This window comes from Thermostichus sp. OS-CIW-33 (assembly GCF_054059615.1).
In genome coordinates, this window is sequence record NZ_JBSSCH010000008.1 from 1 (window position 1) to 19,562 (window position 19,562).

At 60.4% G+C, this 19,562-nt stretch carries 13 protein-coding genes and 1 pseudogene; 8 read left to right on the forward strand and 6 right to left on the reverse strand.

Annotated features, from left to right (window positions below; genetic code table 11):
• A pseudogene (locus ACVWZG_RS07500) lies at nucleotides 1–187 on the forward strand (RNA-guided endonuclease TnpB family protein); the annotation flags it as partial.
• Nucleotides 188–236: 49 nt separating this feature from the next.
• On the forward strand, nucleotides 237–869 hold the full coding sequence (locus ACVWZG_RS07505) for a lysophospholipid acyltransferase family protein (RefSeq protein WP_414331435.1): 633 nt from the start codon (nucleotides 237–239) through the stop codon (nucleotides 867–869).
• Here the strand turns inward: ACVWZG_RS07505 and ACVWZG_RS07510 are convergent.
• The gene (locus ACVWZG_RS07510) at nucleotides 838–1,287 is read right to left on the reverse strand and encodes a (2Fe-2S) ferredoxin domain-containing protein (RefSeq protein WP_414331431.1); all 450 of its coding nucleotides are present in this window, start codon (nucleotides 1,285–1,287) and stop codon (nucleotides 838–840) included. The two genes, ACVWZG_RS07505 and ACVWZG_RS07510, sit on opposite strands and share 32 nt — an antisense overlap.
• 59 nt (nucleotides 1,288–1,346) lie before the next feature.
• Here ACVWZG_RS07510 and ACVWZG_RS07515 point away from each other — a divergent pair, with 59 nt between their 5' ends.
• Nucleotides 1,347–1,907 (forward strand): 2'-5' RNA ligase family protein, encoded by a 561-nt coding sequence (locus tag ACVWZG_RS07515; RefSeq protein ID WP_457405788.1) that lies wholly within the window; start codon nucleotides 1,347–1,349, stop codon nucleotides 1,905–1,907.
• 34 nt (nucleotides 1,908–1,941) lie between these two features.
• On the opposite strand, the gene gap is transcribed toward ACVWZG_RS07515, so the two are convergent.
• The 4 genes from gap to ACVWZG_RS07535 form a co-directional block, all read right to left on the reverse strand.
• Nucleotides 1,942–2,961 carry a type I glyceraldehyde-3-phosphate dehydrogenase gene (gene gap / locus ACVWZG_RS07520; protein WP_011433307.1) on the reverse strand — a complete coding sequence of 340 codons (1,020 nt, stop codon included), beginning with the start codon at nucleotides 2,959–2,961 and terminating at the stop codon, nucleotides 1,942–1,944.
• Between the two features lie 156 nt (nucleotides 2,962–3,117).
• Complete coding sequence (locus ACVWZG_RS07525; RefSeq protein WP_414373653.1) at nucleotides 3,118–3,633, reverse strand: Crp/Fnr family transcriptional regulator; 516 nt, start codon at nucleotides 3,631–3,633, stop codon at nucleotides 3,118–3,120.
• 76 nt (nucleotides 3,634–3,709) lie between these two features.
• Nucleotides 3,710–4,528 carry an ABC transporter ATP-binding protein gene (locus ACVWZG_RS07530; RefSeq protein WP_457405791.1) on the reverse strand — a complete coding sequence of 273 codons (819 nt, stop codon included), beginning with the start codon at nucleotides 4,526–4,528 and terminating at the stop codon, nucleotides 3,710–3,712.
• 74 nt (nucleotides 4,529–4,602) lie between these two features.
• Nucleotides 4,603–4,938 (reverse strand): DUF6812 domain-containing protein, encoded by a 336-nt coding sequence (locus ACVWZG_RS07535; protein WP_414400668.1) that lies wholly within the window; start codon nucleotides 4,936–4,938, stop codon nucleotides 4,603–4,605.
• A 370-nt stretch (nucleotides 4,939–5,308) separates the two neighbouring features.
• Between ACVWZG_RS07535 and ACVWZG_RS07540 the strand changes: the two genes are divergently transcribed.
• The 5 genes from ACVWZG_RS07540 to ACVWZG_RS07560 all read left to right on the forward strand — a co-directional run bounded on the left by ACVWZG_RS07540 (nucleotide 5,309) and on the right by ACVWZG_RS07560 (nucleotide 18,742).
• Entirely contained in the window at nucleotides 5,309–8,203 is a 2,895-nt protein-coding gene (locus ACVWZG_RS07540) for a helicase-related protein (protein ID WP_457405794.1), read from the forward strand.
• A complete protein-coding gene (locus ACVWZG_RS07545; RefSeq protein ID WP_457405796.1) occupies nucleotides 8,200–12,774 on the forward strand; it encodes a DUF559 domain-containing protein in 4,575 nt (1,524 codons plus the stop codon). Before ACVWZG_RS07540 ends, ACVWZG_RS07545 begins: the two co-directional genes overlap by 4 nt.
• A 43-nt stretch (nucleotides 12,775–12,817) precedes the next feature.
• Nucleotides 12,818–13,021 (forward strand): type II toxin-antitoxin system VapB family antitoxin, encoded by a 204-nt coding sequence (locus ACVWZG_RS07550; protein ID WP_414418939.1) that lies wholly within the window; start codon nucleotides 12,818–12,820, stop codon nucleotides 13,019–13,021.
• Nucleotides 13,022–13,023: 2 nt separating this feature from the next.
• Nucleotides 13,024–13,419 (forward strand): type II toxin-antitoxin system VapC family toxin, encoded by a 396-nt coding sequence (vapC, locus tag ACVWZG_RS07555; RefSeq protein WP_457405799.1) that lies wholly within the window; start codon nucleotides 13,024–13,026, stop codon nucleotides 13,417–13,419.
• A gap of 268 nt (nucleotides 13,420–13,687) precedes the next feature.
• The gene (locus ACVWZG_RS07560; protein ID WP_457405802.1) at nucleotides 13,688–18,742 is read left to right on the forward strand and encodes a DEAD/DEAH box helicase; all 5,055 of its coding nucleotides are present in this window, start codon (nucleotides 13,688–13,690) and stop codon (nucleotides 18,740–18,742) included.
• On the opposite strand, the gene ACVWZG_RS07565 is transcribed toward ACVWZG_RS07560, so the two are convergent.
• Entirely contained in the window at nucleotides 18,739–19,554 is an 816-nt protein-coding gene (locus tag ACVWZG_RS07565) for an ABC transporter permease (protein WP_414342371.1), read from the reverse strand. The genes ACVWZG_RS07560 and ACVWZG_RS07565 overlap by 4 nt on opposite strands.
• Nucleotides 19,555–19,562 lie beyond the last annotated feature (8 nt).

The window sequence follows — 19,562 nt, forward strand, 5'->3', positions numbered from 1 at the left end:
CTATCGCAAGGGTAAGCAGTTCAAATGCGGGCACTGCGGTTGGGAAGGGGATGCGGATTTTAACGGTGCGAAGGTGATTGCGCTCTTGGGGGCTGCCGTAAACCAGCCTGGAGGTTCGTGGTTGGCTTGCCAACTGCAGGGCTACCAAAAGCCCGCCCTGTACTGCGAAGCAGTCAGGGTCGGGTAGTTTACAGAGGGAACTGCTGCCGGAGTGGCAGGGATCGTTGGACTCACAGATGGGTTATCGCCGCCGGGATTGGTTGGCCTACTGGCTGCTCAAGTGGCTGGTGGTCAACCCCTTGTTTCGGGGACTGTATTTTGGGCGCACCTATGGGCAGGAAAACGTGCCTCGCCAGGGATCCCTCATCGTCGTCAGCAACCACGCCAGCCATTTGGATCCGCCGCTGGTGGCCAATGCGGTGCGCCGCCCGGTGGCCTTCATGGCCAAGGAAGAGCTGTTTCGGGTGCCGGGGCTGAAGCAGGTGATCCAGCTCTACGGCGCCTACCCGGTCAAAAGAGGCGGCTCTGACCGCGCTGCCCTGCGGGCCACGGAAGCAGCTTTGGCGCAGGGATGGGCGGTAGGGATCTTTTTGAATGGCACTCGTACCCCCGATGGCCGCATTCCTCAGCCCCACTTGGGAGCGGCCTTGGTTGCAGCCCGCACCCAAACGCCTCTGCTGCCTGTAGCCCTTTGGGGCACGGAAAAGGTCTTGCCCAAGGGATCCCGGTGGCCGCGTTTGTTCTGCCCCATCACGGTGCGCATTGGCAACGTGATTCCCCCCCCTGCTTCCAGCGATAAGGCCGATTTGCAGCAGGTGACGGCAGAGTGCGTGCAGGCTATCCATGCCCTTTTGGATCAGGGGCGCTGAGGGTATCTTGGGCTACCAGATACTCAACAACAGGGATCCCTCCCAAGATGTGCTTTTGAAGAATCTCCTCCACCACCTCCGGCGTGACCGAGTGGTACCAAAACCCACCGGGATAGACCAGCAGCACAGGGCCGGGAACAGCATAGTCGCACGCCCGCAGGCAGTTGGCTTTGGTGCGGTGTACCCGCAGGGATCCCCCGCTCCCGATTTCCAGGTTCAATTCCTTGATCCGCGATTTCAAATAGTCCCAGGCTTCCAATCCCACGGCTTTCTCACAACATTTGGGCTTGGTTTGATCTGCACAAAGGAACAAATGCCACTGGTAGGGCGGAATGGGAGCCGGCTGAGGCGCTTGGCCTGGGGATCCGGTTGCCGAGGAGGGATCCAGGATAGGGGAAGAAGCGACAGGACGCGACATAACAAGATGTTTGGGCTTGGCTACAGTTGCATTATCCCCTGTTCTCTAGGTTCTTACCGATGCTGGTGGATAACCCCAAGCAGCGACTGTTTCTTGCTCTGCTCCCCCCTCCAGCACTGCAAGAGCAGGTGACAGCCATCAAACAGCAGTTTGCCGAGCAATTTGCCAGCCAAGCGGCCCTGCGCTCGCCTCCCCACATCACTCTGGTGCCGCCGTTCGAGTGGCCCAGTTCCGAGCTGCCGGCCTTGACGGGATCCCTAGAGGCCTTTGCCAGGCGTCAGACCCCCGTCTCCATCCAGCTATCCGGCTTTGGGGCCTTCGCGCCGCGTGTCATTTTTATTCACGTCGTGCCCTCCCCAGAACTGCAGCAGCTACAAGCTCAAGCCCATCACCACATGGGGCTCCTTCTCAACCAGAAAGAGACAACCGCTCAAGCCCGTCCGTTTGTGCCCCACATAACCGTGGCCTTCCGAGACCTAACCCCCGCCCACTTTCGCGCCGCCTGGCCAGAGTTCAAGACGCGTTCTTTCCAGAGTGCGTTTGTAGCGTCAGCTTTGACGCTCCTCCTCCACGACGGCAAACGTTGGCAGGTTTTTGCCCAGTTCTCGATGGGGGAATAATGGGGAACAGAAGAGGGTTGCCAACCGAAGCAGCCTACTCCACCCAGTGAGCGGCCATGTATTCCGCCAAGTCCAACACCCGCTGGGAGTAGCCCCACTCGTTGTCGTACCAAGCCATGACCTTGACCAGATCCCCATCCAGCACACTGGTCATCTCCGCATCCACAATGGCCGAGCAGTCGTGGCCGCGGTAGTCGATGGAGACCAAGGGAATATCCGAGTAGGCGATGATCCCTTTCATCGTGGTTTCCGAGGCTTCCTTCAGGGCAGCGTTTACCTCCTCGGCAATCACGCGCCGCTCCGTCTGCACCACCAAGTCCACCAGAGACACATTGGGCGTGGGAACCCGTACCGCCACCCCATTCAGCTTGCCTTTCAGCTCCGGGATCACCAAAGCCACCGCCTTGGCAGCCCCCGTGGTGGTGGGCACCATGCTCAATGCTGCTGCCCGGGCCCGCCGCAGATCGCGGTGACCACCATCTAAGATCCGCTGGTCGCCGGTGTAACTGTGGGTGGTGGTCATGGTGGCACGGAGGACGCCGAACTTGTCCAGCAACACCTTGATGATCGGGGCAAGGCAGTTGGTGGTGCAGCTGGCGTTGCTGACAATGTTGTGCCGCACCGGGTCGTAGGTGTGTTGATTAACACCGTAGACAAACGTGGGAATGTCTCCCCCCTTGGCCGGGGCGGTGATCACCACCTTTTTGGCCCCCGCTTCTATGTGCTTAGAGGCACCCTGGTAGTCGACAAAAACACCTGTAGCTTCAATAACAAGATCCACCTTCCACTCTTTCCAGGGCAGGTTGCTGGGGTTGCGGTCGGAAACGGCATAGATATGCTTGCCGTTCACCACCAAACCGTTTTCTGCAGGCTCAACGTCTGCTCCCTGCAACGGCCCAAGGATGGAATCATACTTGAGCAGGTGGGCAGCCGTGCGAGCATCTGAGGTGTCGTTGATGGCAACAATGTCCAGGTTGGACTGGGAGCGACCCAGCCAACAGCGCAAAAAGTTGCGACCAATGCGACCAAACCCGTTGATGGCTACCCTAACCACTGCTCCTGACCTCGCTGCTTGAAATCTCTTGGGGGCTGCTGCTTAGCACATGATATCGCAACCCCTGAACATTCTGAAGACAAAATTTGGGATCCAAGGGGTTGTCTTCGTGGACGTTGACCTGCAAACCTATGCGGAGCAGGGATTGAGCCTCTTTCAAGCGGGATAGCGCTGGTGCAGCAGAGCCATAGCCGAGGCTACATTTTCTACCCCTCGCTGCTCCAGAAGATCCGTGAACATACTATCCAGCCAGTAAAGGTGCTCGCTGATGATCTGGCTCCAGGCGCGGTAGAGTTTCACCTGTACTTCCAGGGGCAGCAGGATCAGCCCTTCGGTGGAAAGGCGTAGGGTTTGCACCTCGGTCATGCTCACTGCCGTAAAGGAGCGCCGCCGCCCCGTCAGCAGAGAAAGTTCCCCAAACAAACGCCCGGCGTGCAGCGTAGCCAGCCAATAATCTCCCGGATGTCGCACATATTGGCGACGCAGCTCCACCACTCCACTGAGGATCATGTACAGGTCACTGCTGGGATCCCCCTCTTGAAAGATCACCTGGCCAGGAGAGAAGCGGCTGGGCAACAGGGCTGCCGTCAGCGCCTTCCACTCGGCATCTTCCAAGGATTGGAAGAGCAAGTGCTCGCGAACACGCTCAAACGGATAACGGGTGCTGCTCATCGCGTCGGTGATCCCAAGGGGGGCTTGAGGCCGGCTCTGTCTCATCCTACCCTTGCTGGAATTGACTTGCAGGGGGTCAGTCCTGGCGGAAGACCTCCCTTAAGCTTTCCAGCGCTGCTCCTGTCAGCTCAAAGAAGCGGGTGGAGCGCCAGGTCTCGAAGCCGCGTGGCTGGGGGAGATCTACCGGGATCACCTTGGCAATTTGGCCGGGGTTGGGGGTCATCACCACCACTCTGGTGGAGAGAAATACCGCCTCTTGAATGGAGTGGGTAACGAAAAAGACGGTTTTTTGGGTAGTCTCCCAGAGGCGCAGCAGCTCCAGGTTCATTTTCTCGCGGGTGATCTCGTCTAGGGCCCCAAAGGGCTCGTCCATGAACAGCAGCTCGGGGTCAAAGACCAAGGCCCGCGCCAGCGAAACCCGCTGTTGCATACCTCCAGACAGTTGCCAGGGGTAGCTGTGCAAAAAGTTCCCCAGCCCCACCCGCTGCAACATCGCTTTGGCCCGCTCCTGACGCTCTCGTTTGGAGAGGTGCATCACCTGCAGCGGCAACATCACATTCTGCAAAGCCGTGCGCCATTCCAGCAGGGTCGGGGCCTGGAAAATATAGCCGTAGAGCCGCTCCTGCCGGGCCTGTCGGGGGCTTCGTCCTGCAATGGACACGGATCCCTCGCTGGACTGCTCCAGATCCGCCAAAATACGCAGCAGCGTGGTTTTGCCGCAACCGGAAGGGCCAATCAAGGCGATAAACTCGCCCCGCTGCACCTCCAGATTGATATCCCGCAGCGCCACCAATTCCCCAGACGGGCTGGGGTAGCGCTTGCCAACCCCACGCAAGCTGACCAGGGATCCCACCTCACCGGCCTGTAATCCGTCAGAGACAAGGGAAGGGTTCATGAAAGAAGACAAAGGTCAGAACAGCCATCCACCCCAAAAAACCAAACGGTTAGTTGACAGACCTGACTGGGTGCCTATTCCTCAAGCACGTAGGAAATGGCGTTTTTGTTGACGCAGATAAACTCCGCATGGGCAACACGGCGGCCATTGATAAATATTTCTGAGTCGGTTAAGGGAACAAACGTGCGCTCGTCGTTGAGCAAGCTGGAGACCCGTCGCTCGAACTCCGTCCCCTCCAGAAACACCTTGCCGCGAATGTCGGTGCCATCCAAGGTGCGAATACGGATGCGCCGCCGCTCCTCTCCGATGGCCTGGGCAGTTTCATAGGCTCCCCGTCGGGCTGCTTTCTTGATTGAGCGACCCGCGGTGCTCATAGCCTCTTGCAAATCATCCAACTGTTTGTCGCTCATGTGCCCACTCTAGAACTCAGCACGGGGCCGAAAAGCAGCCCAATCGCTCCCTGTGGAGTTAAGACTAACACAACCGATCGCTCCACCTTACAAGCCGAGGCGCTAACTCTTGCAAAGCTATGCTCTGCACGTCTGTTGTGGGGCAAGACGAGCAACATCATCAAAAAATCAAAAAAGATAATGAAAGGTGGTTTCTCTCCGCCAGAGCACGGACTATGTCCCAGATTCCCTGCTGATGAAGCCACTGACAGCTCAGGTGGTACTGCGTGTAGGTTAGGAAAGAAACCACGGCCCTACTCGTGCCAACGCCGAAGAGGGATGGGTGTGAGGCTACTTAGCTTTATCTTAGTGCGCCCCCGATGGAGGCTGCATGCATCCTGGATCGATTGTCCGCTGCCGCAACCGCGAGTGGGTGGTGCTCCCCGCTGATTCAGAAGAAATTGTGGTGCTGCGGCCCCTCACCGGCACCCCAGAAGATGCGGTTTGCATTCACCGACACCTGATGAACCTTGTGGGCGGCACCTTGCCCTTCGAGCGAGTGGAGCCTACCGCCTTTCCTTGGCCCTCTGGGGATCATCCTGCCGATGCCACCAGTACCCTTCTCCTCTGGCAGGCGGCCCGGCTGATTTTACGGGAGGGCGCAACTCCCTTTCGCTCTCTGGGGCGCCTCTCGATTCGGCCACGGGTATACCAGTTTGTGCCCTTGCTCATGGCGCTGCGCCTCGATCCGGTGCGGCTATTGATTGCCGACGACGTAGGGGTGGGCAAGACCATCGAGGCGCTGCTGATAGCCAGGGAGCTTTTGGATCGCGGCGAGATCCGACGCCTTTGTGTCCTGTGCCCCCCCTATTTGTGCGAGCAGTGGGCCAGCGAGCTGGCCGAGAAGTTTAACCTGGAGCCAGTGGTCATCCGCTCGGGAACGGTGGGGCAATTGGAGCGAAAAACCCCTGTTGGGCGCAGCCTCTACGAGCACTTTCCTGTCCAGGTGGCCAGCATTGACTTCGTCAAGACCGAGCGCAACCGCCACCCATTTCTGCAATTTTGTCCTGAGCTGGTCATTGCCGACGAAGTCCATGGGGCAGCGGCGGCCCATGGCAAAAACCAGCAGGAGCGCCACAGTCTGCTCAAAGCGGTGGCCCAAAACCCCAACCGCCACCTGATCCTGCTGACGGCAACTCCCCACAGCGGTGTCGAAGAGGCCTTCCGCTCGCTGCTGGGGCTGCTGCGGCCCGAGTTCGAGACATGGGATCTCCAGGATCTCAACGAAGACCAACGCGTCCAGCTAGCCCGTCATTTTGTCCAGCGCACGCGGCGAGATATTCGGGAAACTTGGCAGGAGCTCACCTGTTTTCCAACCCGGGAAGCTGAAGATGAAACCTACACCCTTTCTGAGGGGCAGCGCAAGCTGTTCGAGGACACCTATGGGTTTTGCTCGGAATTGGTGTGCACAGGGCAGCAACTAGAGAAGCGCCAGCAGCGAGTGCGCTACTGGGGAGCGCTGGCCCTTTTGCGCTGCGTAATGTCCAGCCCGGCGGCAGCAGTAGCGGCATTGCACAATCGCAGCGGAGCAACCCTGGAGGCAGAAGAAGAGGTTGAGGCAGAACTGAGCCGCTGGGTGTTCGAGTCGGCAGAAGAGCGTACCGACGATGAGCTGCCAACGCCAGCTCTTGAAGCCGCAGACCCAACCCTGCCGGATAGCGACCGCCGCCGGTTGCAGGCCCTGGCCCGTCTGGCCAAACAGCTCCAGGGCCCAGAGCACGACACCAAACTGGCGCGGGCCATCGAGCTGGTGAAAAAGTTGCTTCAGGAAGGTTTTCATCCCATCCTCTGGTGCCGCTACGTTGCCACTGCGGAGTATCTGGACAGTTACCTTCGGCAACAGCTGGGATCCCCAGCCCAAGTAGCCTGTGTAACGGGCAGGATGGGAGACGAGGAGCGGGAGGCCAAGATCGCGAACCTGGAAGTTGACCGACCACGGGTGCTGGTGGCCACCGACTGCCTCTCGGAAGGGATCAACCTGCAGGAAAAGTTTACAGCCGTCATCCACTACGACCTGCCCTGGAACCCCAATCGGCTGGAGCAGCGGGAGGGCCGGGTGGATCGCTACGGCCAAAAGGCCAGCCGGGTCAAGGTCATCCGCTTTTTTGGCCGCGACAACCCCGTAGATGGCGTGGTACTGGAGGTGTTGCTCAACAAAGCGCGGGAGATCCACCGCACCCTGGGCACCCACGTGCCTGTGCCGGAGGCTAGCGAAAGCGTTACCCAGGCTGTGCTCGAAGCCCTCTTCCTGCGCAAGGGACACTGGTCCGCCGAGCGCCAGCTAACCCTCGATCTTGGCGTGCCGGAAGTGGATGAGTTTCACCGGCGCTGGGATCGCTCTGTCGAACAGGAGCGGCGCAACCGCACCCGTTTTGCCCAGCGGGCCCTCAAGCCTGAGGCAGTGCAGCGGGAGCTGGAGGCCACCGATGCCGTGCTAGGGGATCCCGAAGCTGTGCGCGAATTCTTCCTGGCTGCCGCCCAGCGCCTCAACCTAGCCATAACCCCAGGGAAGCGGTCGGGGGTCTACCAGGTTAGCGTCGGCTCCGAAGCCACTGCCACCTTGCCGGAAGCCATTCGCCTGGCCCTGCCCTCTCCCAAAGGCGGGCGCTGGCTAATCAGCTTCGACTCGCCCACGCCCGAAGGTGCCGAATACATTGGCCGCAACCACCGCGTCGTGGTTGCCCTGGCCCAGTTTTTGCTGGAGGAAGCCCTCGACAACCCAGAGAAAGGGGATGCTGTCGTCTCCCGCTGCGGCGCTCTACGCACCCGAGCGGTAGTTGATCTTACAACTCTACTGCTGCTGCGGGTGCGCTACCTGGTGGAGCAACCCCAGGGGCAGCCTCTCTTGGCGGAAGAGGTGCTGGTGCTAGGCGGTGTTGGCCTGGAGAGCGGCGAGGCCCGCTGGCTGGAGACGGGCGCAGCTCTCCAACTGCTGGCCACGGCCAAGCCGGATGAGAACCTACCGCTAGCGGAAAAGCGGGAGCTGGTTCAGCATCTCCTGGCCTGTCTCGGCCCGTGGCAGGAGACAGAGGAAAACTGGGGAAGGGATCACCGGCTGCAGCAGGCGGCGCGGGAGCGGATTTTGCAGCGTGCTGCTGAGCTGGAGGCTGCCCATAGGCGCATCCGCCAAGCCGTGTCCCTACAGGGGCGGGGGCTGAAGGTGAAGCCGCAGCTTCCCCCCGATCTTTTAGGACTCCTTGTTCTCCAACCGGTGGTTTGCCGATGAGCGAGTTTTCTGGGGTACGCATCGAAGGAGGCCTGTTGGGGCCCGATATTCTCGAAAAGCTGCTGGCAGGGGATCTGCCAGGACAGAAGCCAGAAGACTTCGGCTTTAACAGCAAGCGCGGCCCAGTCGAAGAGATTGCCGCGGTCTTTGCCGATTGTCGAAAGTACTGGGAGGCCTTCCAGAGCCGCCTGCAGCGCCTGCCCGAAAGCGATCTCGCCACCAGCATCACCCGCGATGCCTGGGCGATCCCCTTCTTCAGTTTGCTGGGGATCGAGGTGCGCTATCAACCGCGCGCCTGCGAGGTGGACGGAATGAACTTCCCCATCTCGCATCGCATGGGCGAGGCGGAAGACGCGCCACCGGTGCACATCGTCGGCGCGCGCCAGGAGCTGGGCCGCGTGCCGGCTTCTGGCCGGCCTCGCCTGGCACCCCACTCGCTGCTGCAGGAGTATCTCAACCGCAGCGAGCACCTCTGGGGCATTGTTACCAACGGATTGACCCTGCGCCTCCTGCGGGACTCCACCTATGCGCGTCGGCAGGCCTATGTGGAGTTTGACCTGAAGCAGATCCTAGAGGAGCAGCGGTTTAACGACTTTGCCATCCTCTTTCGGCTGCTGCACCGCAGCCGCTTGCCCCAAACGGCAGAGCTAGCAGGGGATTGTCTGCTGGAAAAGTACTACCAACAGGCCCTGGAGCAGGGTGGCCGGGTACGGGAACGGCTGCGGGAGGGGGTTGAGGAGTGCATCAGGTTGCTGGCAAATGGGTTCCTGGCCCATCCCAAGAACCAGAGGCTGAGAGCGCGGCTCTTGTCGGATCCCAGGGAGCTCTACCGCCAACTGCTGCGCTTGGTCTACCGGTTCCTGTTCCTCTTGGTTTCCGAAGAGCGGGGGTTGATGAGCAGCGCGGCGCTCTATCGCGAGCACTACAGCGTGACGCGGCTGCGGCGGTTTTTGGATCGGCAAAGTGCCCAAGACGAACACGAGGATCTCTGGTGCAGCTTGCGGGTGCTCTGGAGGGTGCTTTCCCAAGAGGAGCTGGCGGAGCTGCTGGGGGCTGCTCCTCTCAACGGAGAGCTGTTTGCCCCTCTGGAGCTGGATGAGTGCAGCCTGAGCAACCGGGATCTGCTGCAAGCCTTTTCGCACCTAGCCTACTACCGAGAAAACCCCACCTCTCCCCTTCGGCGGGTCAACTACGCGGCGCTGGATGTAGAAGAACTGGGATCCGTCTACGAAAGCTTGCTCGACTACCAGCCTCAGATTGTAACTGGGCAAGGGGCGCCTCGCTTTGAGTTGAGCTACGGCTCAGAGCGCAAGAGCACAGGCTCCTACTACACCCCGCCGGAGCTAGTGGCCGAACTCATCCGCTCGGCGCTGGAGCCAGTGATTGAAGAACGGCTGAAAGCCGCTCGCCCACCTGAGGAAAAAGAGCAAGCGATTTTGTCCATCCGTGTGTGTGATCCCGCCTGCGGATCCGGTCACTTCCTGCTTGCTGCCGCCCGCAGGTTGGGCAAAGAGCTGGCCAAAATCCGCACCGGGGAAGAGGAACCTGCCCCCGAGTGCGTCCGCGAGGCCATCCGCGACGTGGTGAGCCACTGCATCTATGGCGTAGACAAAAACCCCTTGGCAGTGGAACTCTGCCGCGTGGCCCTGTGGCTGGAGGCCCACTGCGCCGGCAAGCCCCTCACCTTCCTGGATCACCACATCAAGTGCGGCGATTCGCTGGTGGGTGTCTTGGATTTGGCGATTTTGGAAAAGGGCATCCCCGATGAAGCCTTTACCCCGGTTAGCGCTGACTCCAAGGAGGCTGCCCGCTCGCTAAAGCAGCGCAATCGCACCGAGTGCCAGAGTTTGCAAACAGGGCAGCTTTCCCTTGCTTTTGACACTGACCAGGTGGTGGCTGAGCTTAGCCAGGAGCGACAGAAGCTAGAAGCCATTCCAGACAACTCCCCGGCAGAGGTTAGCCGCAAGCAGCAGCTCTACAGCCGCTACTGCCAAGACCCGCAACACCAAAAGCTAGTGGAAGCCTGCAACCTGTGGACAGCCGCTTTTTTCCAGCCCTTGATCCCTGACTTCTCTAGGGCCATTACCACCCAAGCCGTGGCTGATCGACTGCAGGAGAGAACCCCCTCCCAGGCCCTTGCCACTGCTCAGGCCCTCGCCGTCGAGAACCGGTTTTTCCACTGGCCGCTGGAGTTCCCGGAGGTGTTTGAAAGTGGCGGCTTCGATGTCATCCTCGGCAATCCACCCTGGGAACGCATCAAGTTGCAGGAAGAAGAGTTCTTTGCCAGCCGCAATACCGCCATTGCTCGGGCTCCGAATGCCGCCGCCCGCGAACGGCTGATCGCCGACCTACCCAAGACCAACCCCGCCCTCTGGCAGGACTACCAGCGTGCCCTGCACGGCGCCGAAAGCACCAGCCGCTTTTTACGGGGCAGTGGTCAATATCCCCTCACCGGCCGCGGCGACATCAACACCTATTCCGTCTTTGCCGAGCGCGTGCGTCACCTGCTGAGGGGACGGGCGGGCATCATCGTCCCCACCGGCATCGCCACCGACGCCACCAATCAGTTCTTCTTCGCCGATCTGGTAGAACAGGGACAACTGGCCAGTCTGTTCGATTTTGAAAACCGTGAAGCGCTCTTTCCCGGCGTACATCGCAGTTACAAATTCTGCCTGCTCACCCTCACTGGCAGCCGTACCCAGACCGACGCCACCACCTTTACCTTCTTCGCCACCCGCACCGAACATCTGCGCGACCCGCGCCGTGCCTTTCGCCTGAGCGCCACCGACATCGCCCGCATCAACCCCAACACCCGCACCCTGCCCGTCTTCCGCACTCGCCAGGATGCCGACCTGACCAGAGCTATCTACGAGCGCGTGCCGGTACTGGTGAACGAACGCACGGGTGAAAACCCTTGGGACGTGCGCTTCATGGCGATGTTCCACATGTCCAACGACTCGCACCTCTTCCGCACCCGTGCAGAGCTGGAAAAGCAAGGTTACCGGCTGGTGGGGAATGTGTTTGTGCCCTCACCCCCTAGCCCCCTCTCCCACGATGCGGGAGAGGGGGGAAGGATCGCAGCCCCCGACCTCTCTTCTCGCGCTGCGGGAGAAGGAGGGTACGAATTACCCAAGGCCAGCCAGGAACTGATTGCCAGGGCGCGGCAGTTGCGTCGCGAGGCGACGACCGCCGAAAGCCTGCTCTGGGAATTGTTGCGTGACCGTCGGCTGCTAGGCCGAAAATTCCGACGTCAACATCCGATTGGACAATTCATCGCCGACTTCTTCTGTGACGATGCCCGCCTGATCATTGAGATAGATGGCGCCGTGCACCGCGAACCCACTCAGCAGGAACGCGACCGTTTGCGGGAGGAAATCCTGCGCGAACATGGCTTTGCCATTCTGCGCTTTACCAATGACCAGATACTCGACCGCACAGAACAAGTCCTCCAAGAAATTGCTGCCTATGTCACTGCCCATTCCTACGAGCATCCTTCTCCCCTCTCCCAAAGCCTGGGGAGAGGGGCCGGGGGTGAGGGCTACCTCCCCCTCTACGAAGCCAAGATGATCTGGCACTATGACCACCGCTACGGCACCTATGAGGGCGTGCGCGACCGCTCCAGCACCCAACTGCCCACGCCTGATGAGCACCAGCACGCCGATCCGCACTTCGTCGTTCTGCCCTGGTACTGGGTGCCCGCCGAAGAAGTGCAAGCCCGCCTGGGCGACTGGCGGCGCGGCTGGCTGGTGGGATTCCGCGATGTTACTAACGCCACTAACGAGCGCACTGCCATCTTCAGCCTGCTGCCCAGAGTTGGGGTAGGACATACGATGCCCATAGTCCTTACGGGTGAGATTTCGGCTATTCATCTCTCGTGTTTTCTAGCCAATCTAAATGTCCTGATTTTTGATTGGGCATTGCGCCAGAAAATTGGTGGGACGCATCTTACTTTCTTCATCCTCCGCCAACTCCCTATTTTTCCCCCCACTGCCTACACCCCCGCCGATCTCGCCTTCATTGTGCCGCGCGCACTGGAACTGACCTATACTGCCTGGGATCTCAAGCCCTTCGCCGACGATGTGTGGAACGAAGCTGATGACGGACTGCGGGCAGCCATCCATGCTGCATGGGATGCGAACCGTATCGCTACCGGCGGGCATGAAGGGCGCCTGCCATCCTGGATCAGCGCTTACCCGGAGATCGAAACCAACCCGCAGAAAGGCATCCCCTTTCCGCCCTTTCGCTGGGACGAAGACCGCCGCGCGGTGCTGCGTGCCGAACTCGATGCGTACTACGCCCAGCTCTACGGCCTGACGCGCAAGCAACTGCGCTACATCCTCGACCCGGCAGACCTCACCGAACGCGAACTGGAAGACATACTCGACCCGCGGGAAGAGGTGGCAGACCCGCTCGACCCGGCTGGCTACGCTACCCGCGCTGCTAGCACCTTCCCCGGCGAAACCTTTCGCGTGCTGAAGGAGAAGGAGATACGTCAATACGGCGAATACCGCACCCGCCGTCTAGTGCTGGAGGCGTGGGAGAAGCTGGCGCAGCACTCAATAAAAGCTTAGAATACACATAGATCTGCATTTCTATACACACAAGTGGCTCCTCATGCGCACCAACATCGTCCTGGATGACGACCTGATCGAGCGTGCCCGCCAGGTAACCGGCCTCAAGACCAAGCGCGAGGTGATTCACGAAGCGCTGCGTGTCCTGATTCGCCTACACGAGCAAGCTGAGATCCGCAACTTACGCGGCAAGTTGAAATGGGAGGGCAATTTGCATCAGCAACGCCTGTCGTGCCTGCAGGACTGAGGATGATCCTGGTGGACAGCACCATCTGGATTGATTACTTCAACGGCATTTCATCGCTTCACACCGACTATCTGGATTGGGCCCTGGATCAAACTCTTATCCTGGTGGGCGACCTGATTTTGGCAGAAGTCTTGCAGGGCTTTCGCAAAGATGCCGATTTCGAGCAGGCTCGCTGTGCTCTGGTGAAATTGCATCAGGTGCAAATGGTTAACCCCTCCCTGGCGGTGAAAAGTGCGCAGAACTTTCGCTTGTTGTGTCGCAAAGGCGTGACGGTGCGCAAAACAATAGACAGTTTGATTGCCACTTGGTGCATTGAGAACAATGTTCCGCTCCTCCACCACGACAGTGACTTCGATGGCTACGAGGCGCATCTAGGATTGCGGGTTATTCGTCCATGAGGCAGAGGTGGCCTTCTGCAGACCAGTTTTCTCTTGACATACCCCCTGCCTAAAGGCAAGGGATTCTGGTTCCTGCATTCGGAGAACGCTGCAGCCGTCGGCGGGTACTGGAGGTGTGGGGGAAGCTGGCGCATTGCCGATCCCACTTCGGAGATATCTTTTTGCCGTTTAGCGGGCCGTAGATCTTGGTGGGTGCGGTTTCAAACACCACTTGCGGCATCTTCAAGCTAGGCTTGAGCTAACCAAGCGGGCCTTAAGGGCAGATTCGATGTCCACCATCTTTGATCTCCACGCCACTGTTCTGGACGACTATCGCGATTTTGTCCGCTCCTTTTTTCTCATTGCCGATCCCCAAGCCCAGGCGTTTGTAGAGCAAGCTCTAGAGGAAGGGATCCACCTCTGGCCAGAACCCCTCCTCCAGCTCAGCCCTAGTTATGTATCTGGTCCAACCGTTGACGAGTTGGCCGAGGCGGAGCGCATTGCCCAAGAAACAGCCCGCATTTTCCGCTTTGAGGATGGCAGACCCTTCCGCCTCTACCGCCACCAGGAGGAAGCTGTTGCCAAGGCCCTAGCAGGCAAGAGTTTTGTCGTTACCAGCGGCACCGGCTCTGGCAAAAGCCTTTGCTACTTCTTGCCCATCATTGACAACTGGATTCGCCAGGGGGGATCCCTGGGCCAGGTGACGGCCCTGGTGGTCTATCCCATGAACGCCCTGGTTAACTCCCAATACCAGTCTTTACAAACTCTGCGCGAGCGCTACGAGCGCGCCTACCATCGCCCTTTTCCGCTGCGCTTTGCCAGATACACCGGGGAAACTTCGGAAAACGAACGAGACCAGCTACGGCGGGATCCACCTCAAATTCTGCTCACCAACTATGTGATGGCAGAACTCCTCCTGGTTCGTCCTGAAGATCAGCGGTTTTTGAATCCCGAGATGGGAGGGCTGCGCTTTCTGGTCTTTGACGAGCTGCACACCTACCGAGGCCGGCAGGGGGCCGATGTGGCGATGCTGGTTCGCCGCCTCAAGGGACGCTGCGCCGCCAAGGACTTGGTTCACATCGGCACCAGCGCCACCATGATCTCCCGACCAGAAGCCGACGCCCAGGAGCGCCGCCAGACTGTAGCCGCCTTTGCCAGCCGTTTTTTCGGCCATTGCTTTGAGCTGGAGGATGTTATTGAAGAAACCCTGGCTCCCTTCAGCGAAGGCGGCCCCCCCACCCCAGCAGAGCTAAAGAACGCCCTCGATCCGCCCTGGCCAACAGACCTGGCCACCCTGCGCCGCCACCCCCTAATGCGCTGGCTGGAGTACGAGCTGGGCCTGGAGAGTCCTGACGGCAGCCTCAAGCGCCGCGTGCCCAGGGAGCTCTCCAAGGTGGCCGCCCAACTGGCAGAGCTGACCAGCACTACCCCTGAGAGCTGCACCGAGTCCCTACGCCAGTTTCTGGCCCACCCCAGCAGCCTGCGGGAGGGCTCTAGCCGCGGCCCGGCCTTGAAGTTGCACCAGTTTATCTCCCAGGGCCGCACCCTCTATGCCACCCTGGAAAGTCGGGAAAAGCGGCAATTTTCCCTGGAAGGACAAGTGCAAGCAGGGGAAGGAAAGCTGTTTTTCCCCGTCAAGTTCTGCCGCCACTGTGGCCAGGACTACTACCACGTCCTCAGGTCAAAGACTCACTTCCTGCCCTATCCTCTGGGGGAAGAGGTTGAGGAAGGCGAAGACCAGCAGGCCGGCTACCTCAGCTTGGATCCTCTTGACAACGAGTGGTCGCTGGAGCAGATCCCGGAAGATTGGTACACCCCTGAAAACCGGCTCAAACCCCACTGGAAAAAGCGCGTCCCCCAAGCCGTCTGGGTGCGCCCGGATGGCTCCTTTTCCGAGTACCCCCAGGCGGAGGCGCAGAAGATGTGGTGGCAGCCCCACCCCTTTTCCCTGTGCCTGGCCTGCGGCGAGTACTACAGTGGCCGCGAGCGGGAGTTTGTCAAGCTGGCTTCCCTCTCCAGCGAAGGCCGCTCCAGCGCCACCACCATCCTTGCCACCTCCCTGCTGCGCCATGCCGAGCAAACCCAGGCCGCTTGCAGCAAGCTGCTGACTTTTACCGACAACCGCCAGGACGCCTCCCTGCAGGCCGGCCACTTCAACGATTTTGTGCATGTGGCCCTTCTGCGGGCCGCGCTCTATGCTGCCCTGCAGGAGAAAAAAGAGCTGGACTTCTCAGAGGTAGCCCCGGCAGTGGTGCAGGCCTCAGGCTTGAGCCTTGCCGACATTACCCAAAACCCCGATTTGGATCCCCAGTCTTCCCTTGCTCAGGACGTTTGGCAGACCTTTACAGACCTGACAGAATACCGTCTCTACGAAGATCTGCGGCGCGGCTGGCGGGTCACCCATCCCAACCTGGAACAGGTGGGGCTGCTGAAAATCGAATACCGCGGGCTCGAAGAGCTTTGCCAAAGCCCTGCCCTGGCTTCCCTTCACCCCTGGTTTGGCCAAGCAACCGTTGGCAAGCGAGAGGGCCTGCTGCGGGCCGTATTGGATCAGTTTCGGCGGAAATTGGCCATCGATGTCCGTCTGCTCGAGAAAGAACCCCAGAGAACGCTGCGCCGGCGGGCCGAGCAACATCTCAACGAGTTTTGGGGCCTAGAAGAGTACGACGAGCTGCGGACGGCCACCTGGTTTGCCCGCCAAAGCTGCGACGGAAAGGACATAACAACTTTCAGCCTGGGCCACCGCAGCGCTATTGGGCGCTTTCTCATCAAGTATCTCGAGCTGACCAGAGAAGCTTACGACGAGCTTCTGGGATCCCTGCTTTCTCTCCTAGTTAGCTACGACCTGCTGCGGCGCCACTCGGAGAATGGCCAGGAAGCCTACCAGCTCAACGCTGGCTGTCTGCGCTGGTGCCTGGGCGATGGCTCGCCGCCGCCAGATCCTCTGTATTCCCGCCGGGCCGAGCAGAGCGGCTACTCCTCTGCCCGCCGCCCCGTTAATCTCTTTTTCCAGCGCCTCTACCAGGCCGGGGCAGCAGGGCTGGGATCCCTGGAGGCCAGAGAGCACACGGCTCAGGTGGTTCGCCTAGGGGAGCGGGAGCGGCGAGAAAAGCGCTTTCGCGGCGAGGAGAGGGATCGCCGCCTTCCCTACCTAATCTGCTCGCCCACCCTGGAGCTGGGGGTCGATATTGCCGATTTGGATCTGGTGCATCTGCGCAACGTGCCCCCCACACCCGCCAACTACGCCCAGCGCAGCGGTCGGGCAGGCCGCCAGGGGCAGCCGGGACTCATCATCACCTATTGCGGGGCTTTCAATAGCCACGACCAGTACTACTTCCGCCGCCGCCCCGAGATGGTGGCCGGTCGCGTGCGCCCTCCCCGCCTGGATCTAGCCAACGAATCGCTGCTGCGCGCTCACATCCACGCCGTTTGGTTGGCTCAGGTGCGCCTGCCCCTAGGCAATTCCATTGAAACCGTCATCGACGCGGATCGGGAAGAGCTGCCCCTCAGGGAGACAGTGGCCCAGCAAATCCAACTTGAGGAGTCTGCCCGCCAACAAGTGAAGGAGCAGGTGCAGAAGCTGCTGGCCGCCGATCGCCAACTCCTAGATAAAAGCGGCTGGTTTAGCGAGCGCTGGCTTCAGCAGGTCATTGAAGAGGCACCCCAGGCTTTTGACCGAGCTTTCGATCGCTGGCGAGAGCTCTATCGGGCTGCCACGCAGCAGTTGGAAGCCGCTAACCGCCAGCTCCAGACGACTCGCCAAAAGAAAGACCAACAGGAAGCCGAGCGCCGCCAGCAAGAAGCCCTGCGCCAGCGCAACTTGCTGCTGCAGATTGGAACCCAGCGGGAGGAAAGCGACTTCTATCCCTACCGCTATTTGGCTAGCGAAGGCTTCTTGCCCGGCTACAACTTCCCTGCCTTGCCGGTGCGGGCCTGGGTGCCCCGCGGCAGCGAGGGCGAGTTCATCGCCCGGCCTCGCTTTTTGGCTATCCGCGAGTTTGCTCCCCACAACTTCCTCTACCATGAGGGCTGCCAGTGGGAAGCAGTGGCGTTTCAGGCTCCGCCCGGCGGCCTGGAGGAGCGCAAAAGTAGCCACAAGCTCTGTTTTAGCTGTGGGGCCTTTGCCGATCCCCACCTGGATTGCTGCCCCGTCTGCGGCACCCAGTTCGATGGGCAAAACAGCCTCTTTACCCAGCTTCTGGAAATGCCCAATGTGCGCATGCGGCGGCGGGATCGCATCACAGCTGACGAAGAGGAGCGGCGGCGGCAAGGCTACGAGCTGCAGACCTTCTTCCAGTTTGCTCCCGAAAGCTCTGGCTACCGCGTCCAAGAAGCTGATGTGCTGAGCGGACAAACTCCCCTGCTGCAGTTGCGCTATGCCCCGGCGGCCACCCTGCTACGCATCAACCACGGCTGGCGGGGAAGTGGAGGGCGCGGCTTTTTGGTCAACTTTGAAAATGGGGAAGTTCCCTCGCGAGATCAGCTTGAGCGGAACAGGGCAGGCTCGTCCAACCCAGTCCCCCTGCAGTCCATTCGCCTGGCGGTGCGCAGTACCCAAAACCTGTTGCTGGTGCGCCTAGTTCAGCCAGGGGTGGAGAATCCGCAGGCCCTGGAGACCACCCTGCGCTATGCCCTCAAGCGAGGGATCGAAGAGACCTTTGAGCTAGAAGAGACAGAGCTGGCCGCCGAGTGCATCGGCCAGGGATCCCATCAGGCCATGCTCTTCTACGAAACAGCAGAAGGGGGCGCTGGCGTCCTGCGGCGCCTGGTGGAAGAGCCCCAGGCTCTAGCGGAAGTGGCCCAAGTGGCGCTGGAGATCTGTCACTTCCAGCTTTCAGAGGCCGGGATCCAAGACCTGTGGCCCGAATGCCGAGCAGCCTGCTACGAATGCCTGCTCAGCTATGCCAACCAACGGGAAGCGCTGCAGCTTGACCGCTATCAGATCCGGGATCTTTTGGGCCTGCTGGCCAACAGCCGCACCGAGCTGCGCTCCCTGGGCCGCTCCCGTCAAGAGCACCTGGAGTGGCTGCGCCAGCTCCTGGACCCTCGCTCTGAACTGGAGCGCCGCTTTCTCGAAACGCTGGCAGCAGGAGGGTATCGGCTGCCTGAGGATGCCCAGAAAGCCATTGCCGATCCCGACTGCGTCGTTGACTTCTTCTACAGCCCCAACATCTGCATCTTCTGCGATGGCCCAGTCCACGACCAGCCTGCCCAAGCGGAACGGGATCGCCAACTGCGCTCGCAGCTGCAGGGACGGGGCTACCGCGTGCTTGTTCTGCGCTACAACCAAGATTTGCAAGAGCAGCTGGCTCGCTACCCAGAAGTATTTGGCAAGGGCAGCTAGTCCTGCTGGTGGGAAAACAGATAAGCTCCCACAAAAGCCAGGATTACCGCCAAGCCGCCCAAAACTCCCACCGTGTACCAGGGAAACTCCGCAAGCGGCTGGTAGGCGGCTGCCCGCATGCCAATGCTGGCGTAGGAAAGGGGCAGGCAATAGACCAGCACCTGCAGGTAGGTCGGCAACTGGGCGGGATCGAAAAAGGTGGCCCCTAGGAAAGACATGGGCGTAATCAAAAAGTTGGTTAGCACGCCCACACTCTCCAGGCTGGGCACCTTCAAGCCAGCAATTACCCCAATGCCGGCAAAGACGGCGCAATCCAAAAGTAGAACCAACAGCGACAAGGGGTGAAGCAGGCCCCAGGCCCCCGTACCCAGCACCCCCACCGCCAACACCCCCAAGGCCGTCAGCAGGCCGCGGGCAATGCCCGCCAGCACCTTGCCCAGATGCAAAGACAAGGGGTGCACCGGCAACAGCAGCAGCTCTTCAAAGCTCTTGGTAAATAGCCGCGATCCACAAATGGAGAAGGTGGTGCCGGCAAAGCTGATGGTCATGGCTGAAAGAGCCACCATCCCCGGCAAGATAAAGCGCAAATAAGAACCTGCCGCCGTGGATCCGGCCACCTCGGCCAAAGCTTCGGCCCGCAGGGATCCCCCTAGGCCCACCCCAAAGGCAACAATGTAGATGAGGGGAGCCACCAGCCCCGAGGCCACCACCTGCCAAACTCGCCCCCGCAGATCCAGCCAGTCGCGCCAGAAGATGGTTAAACTGTCTTCCCAGATTCGCTGATAGGGTAGGGTCAGGGCACGGCTTACCATAGGTTTTC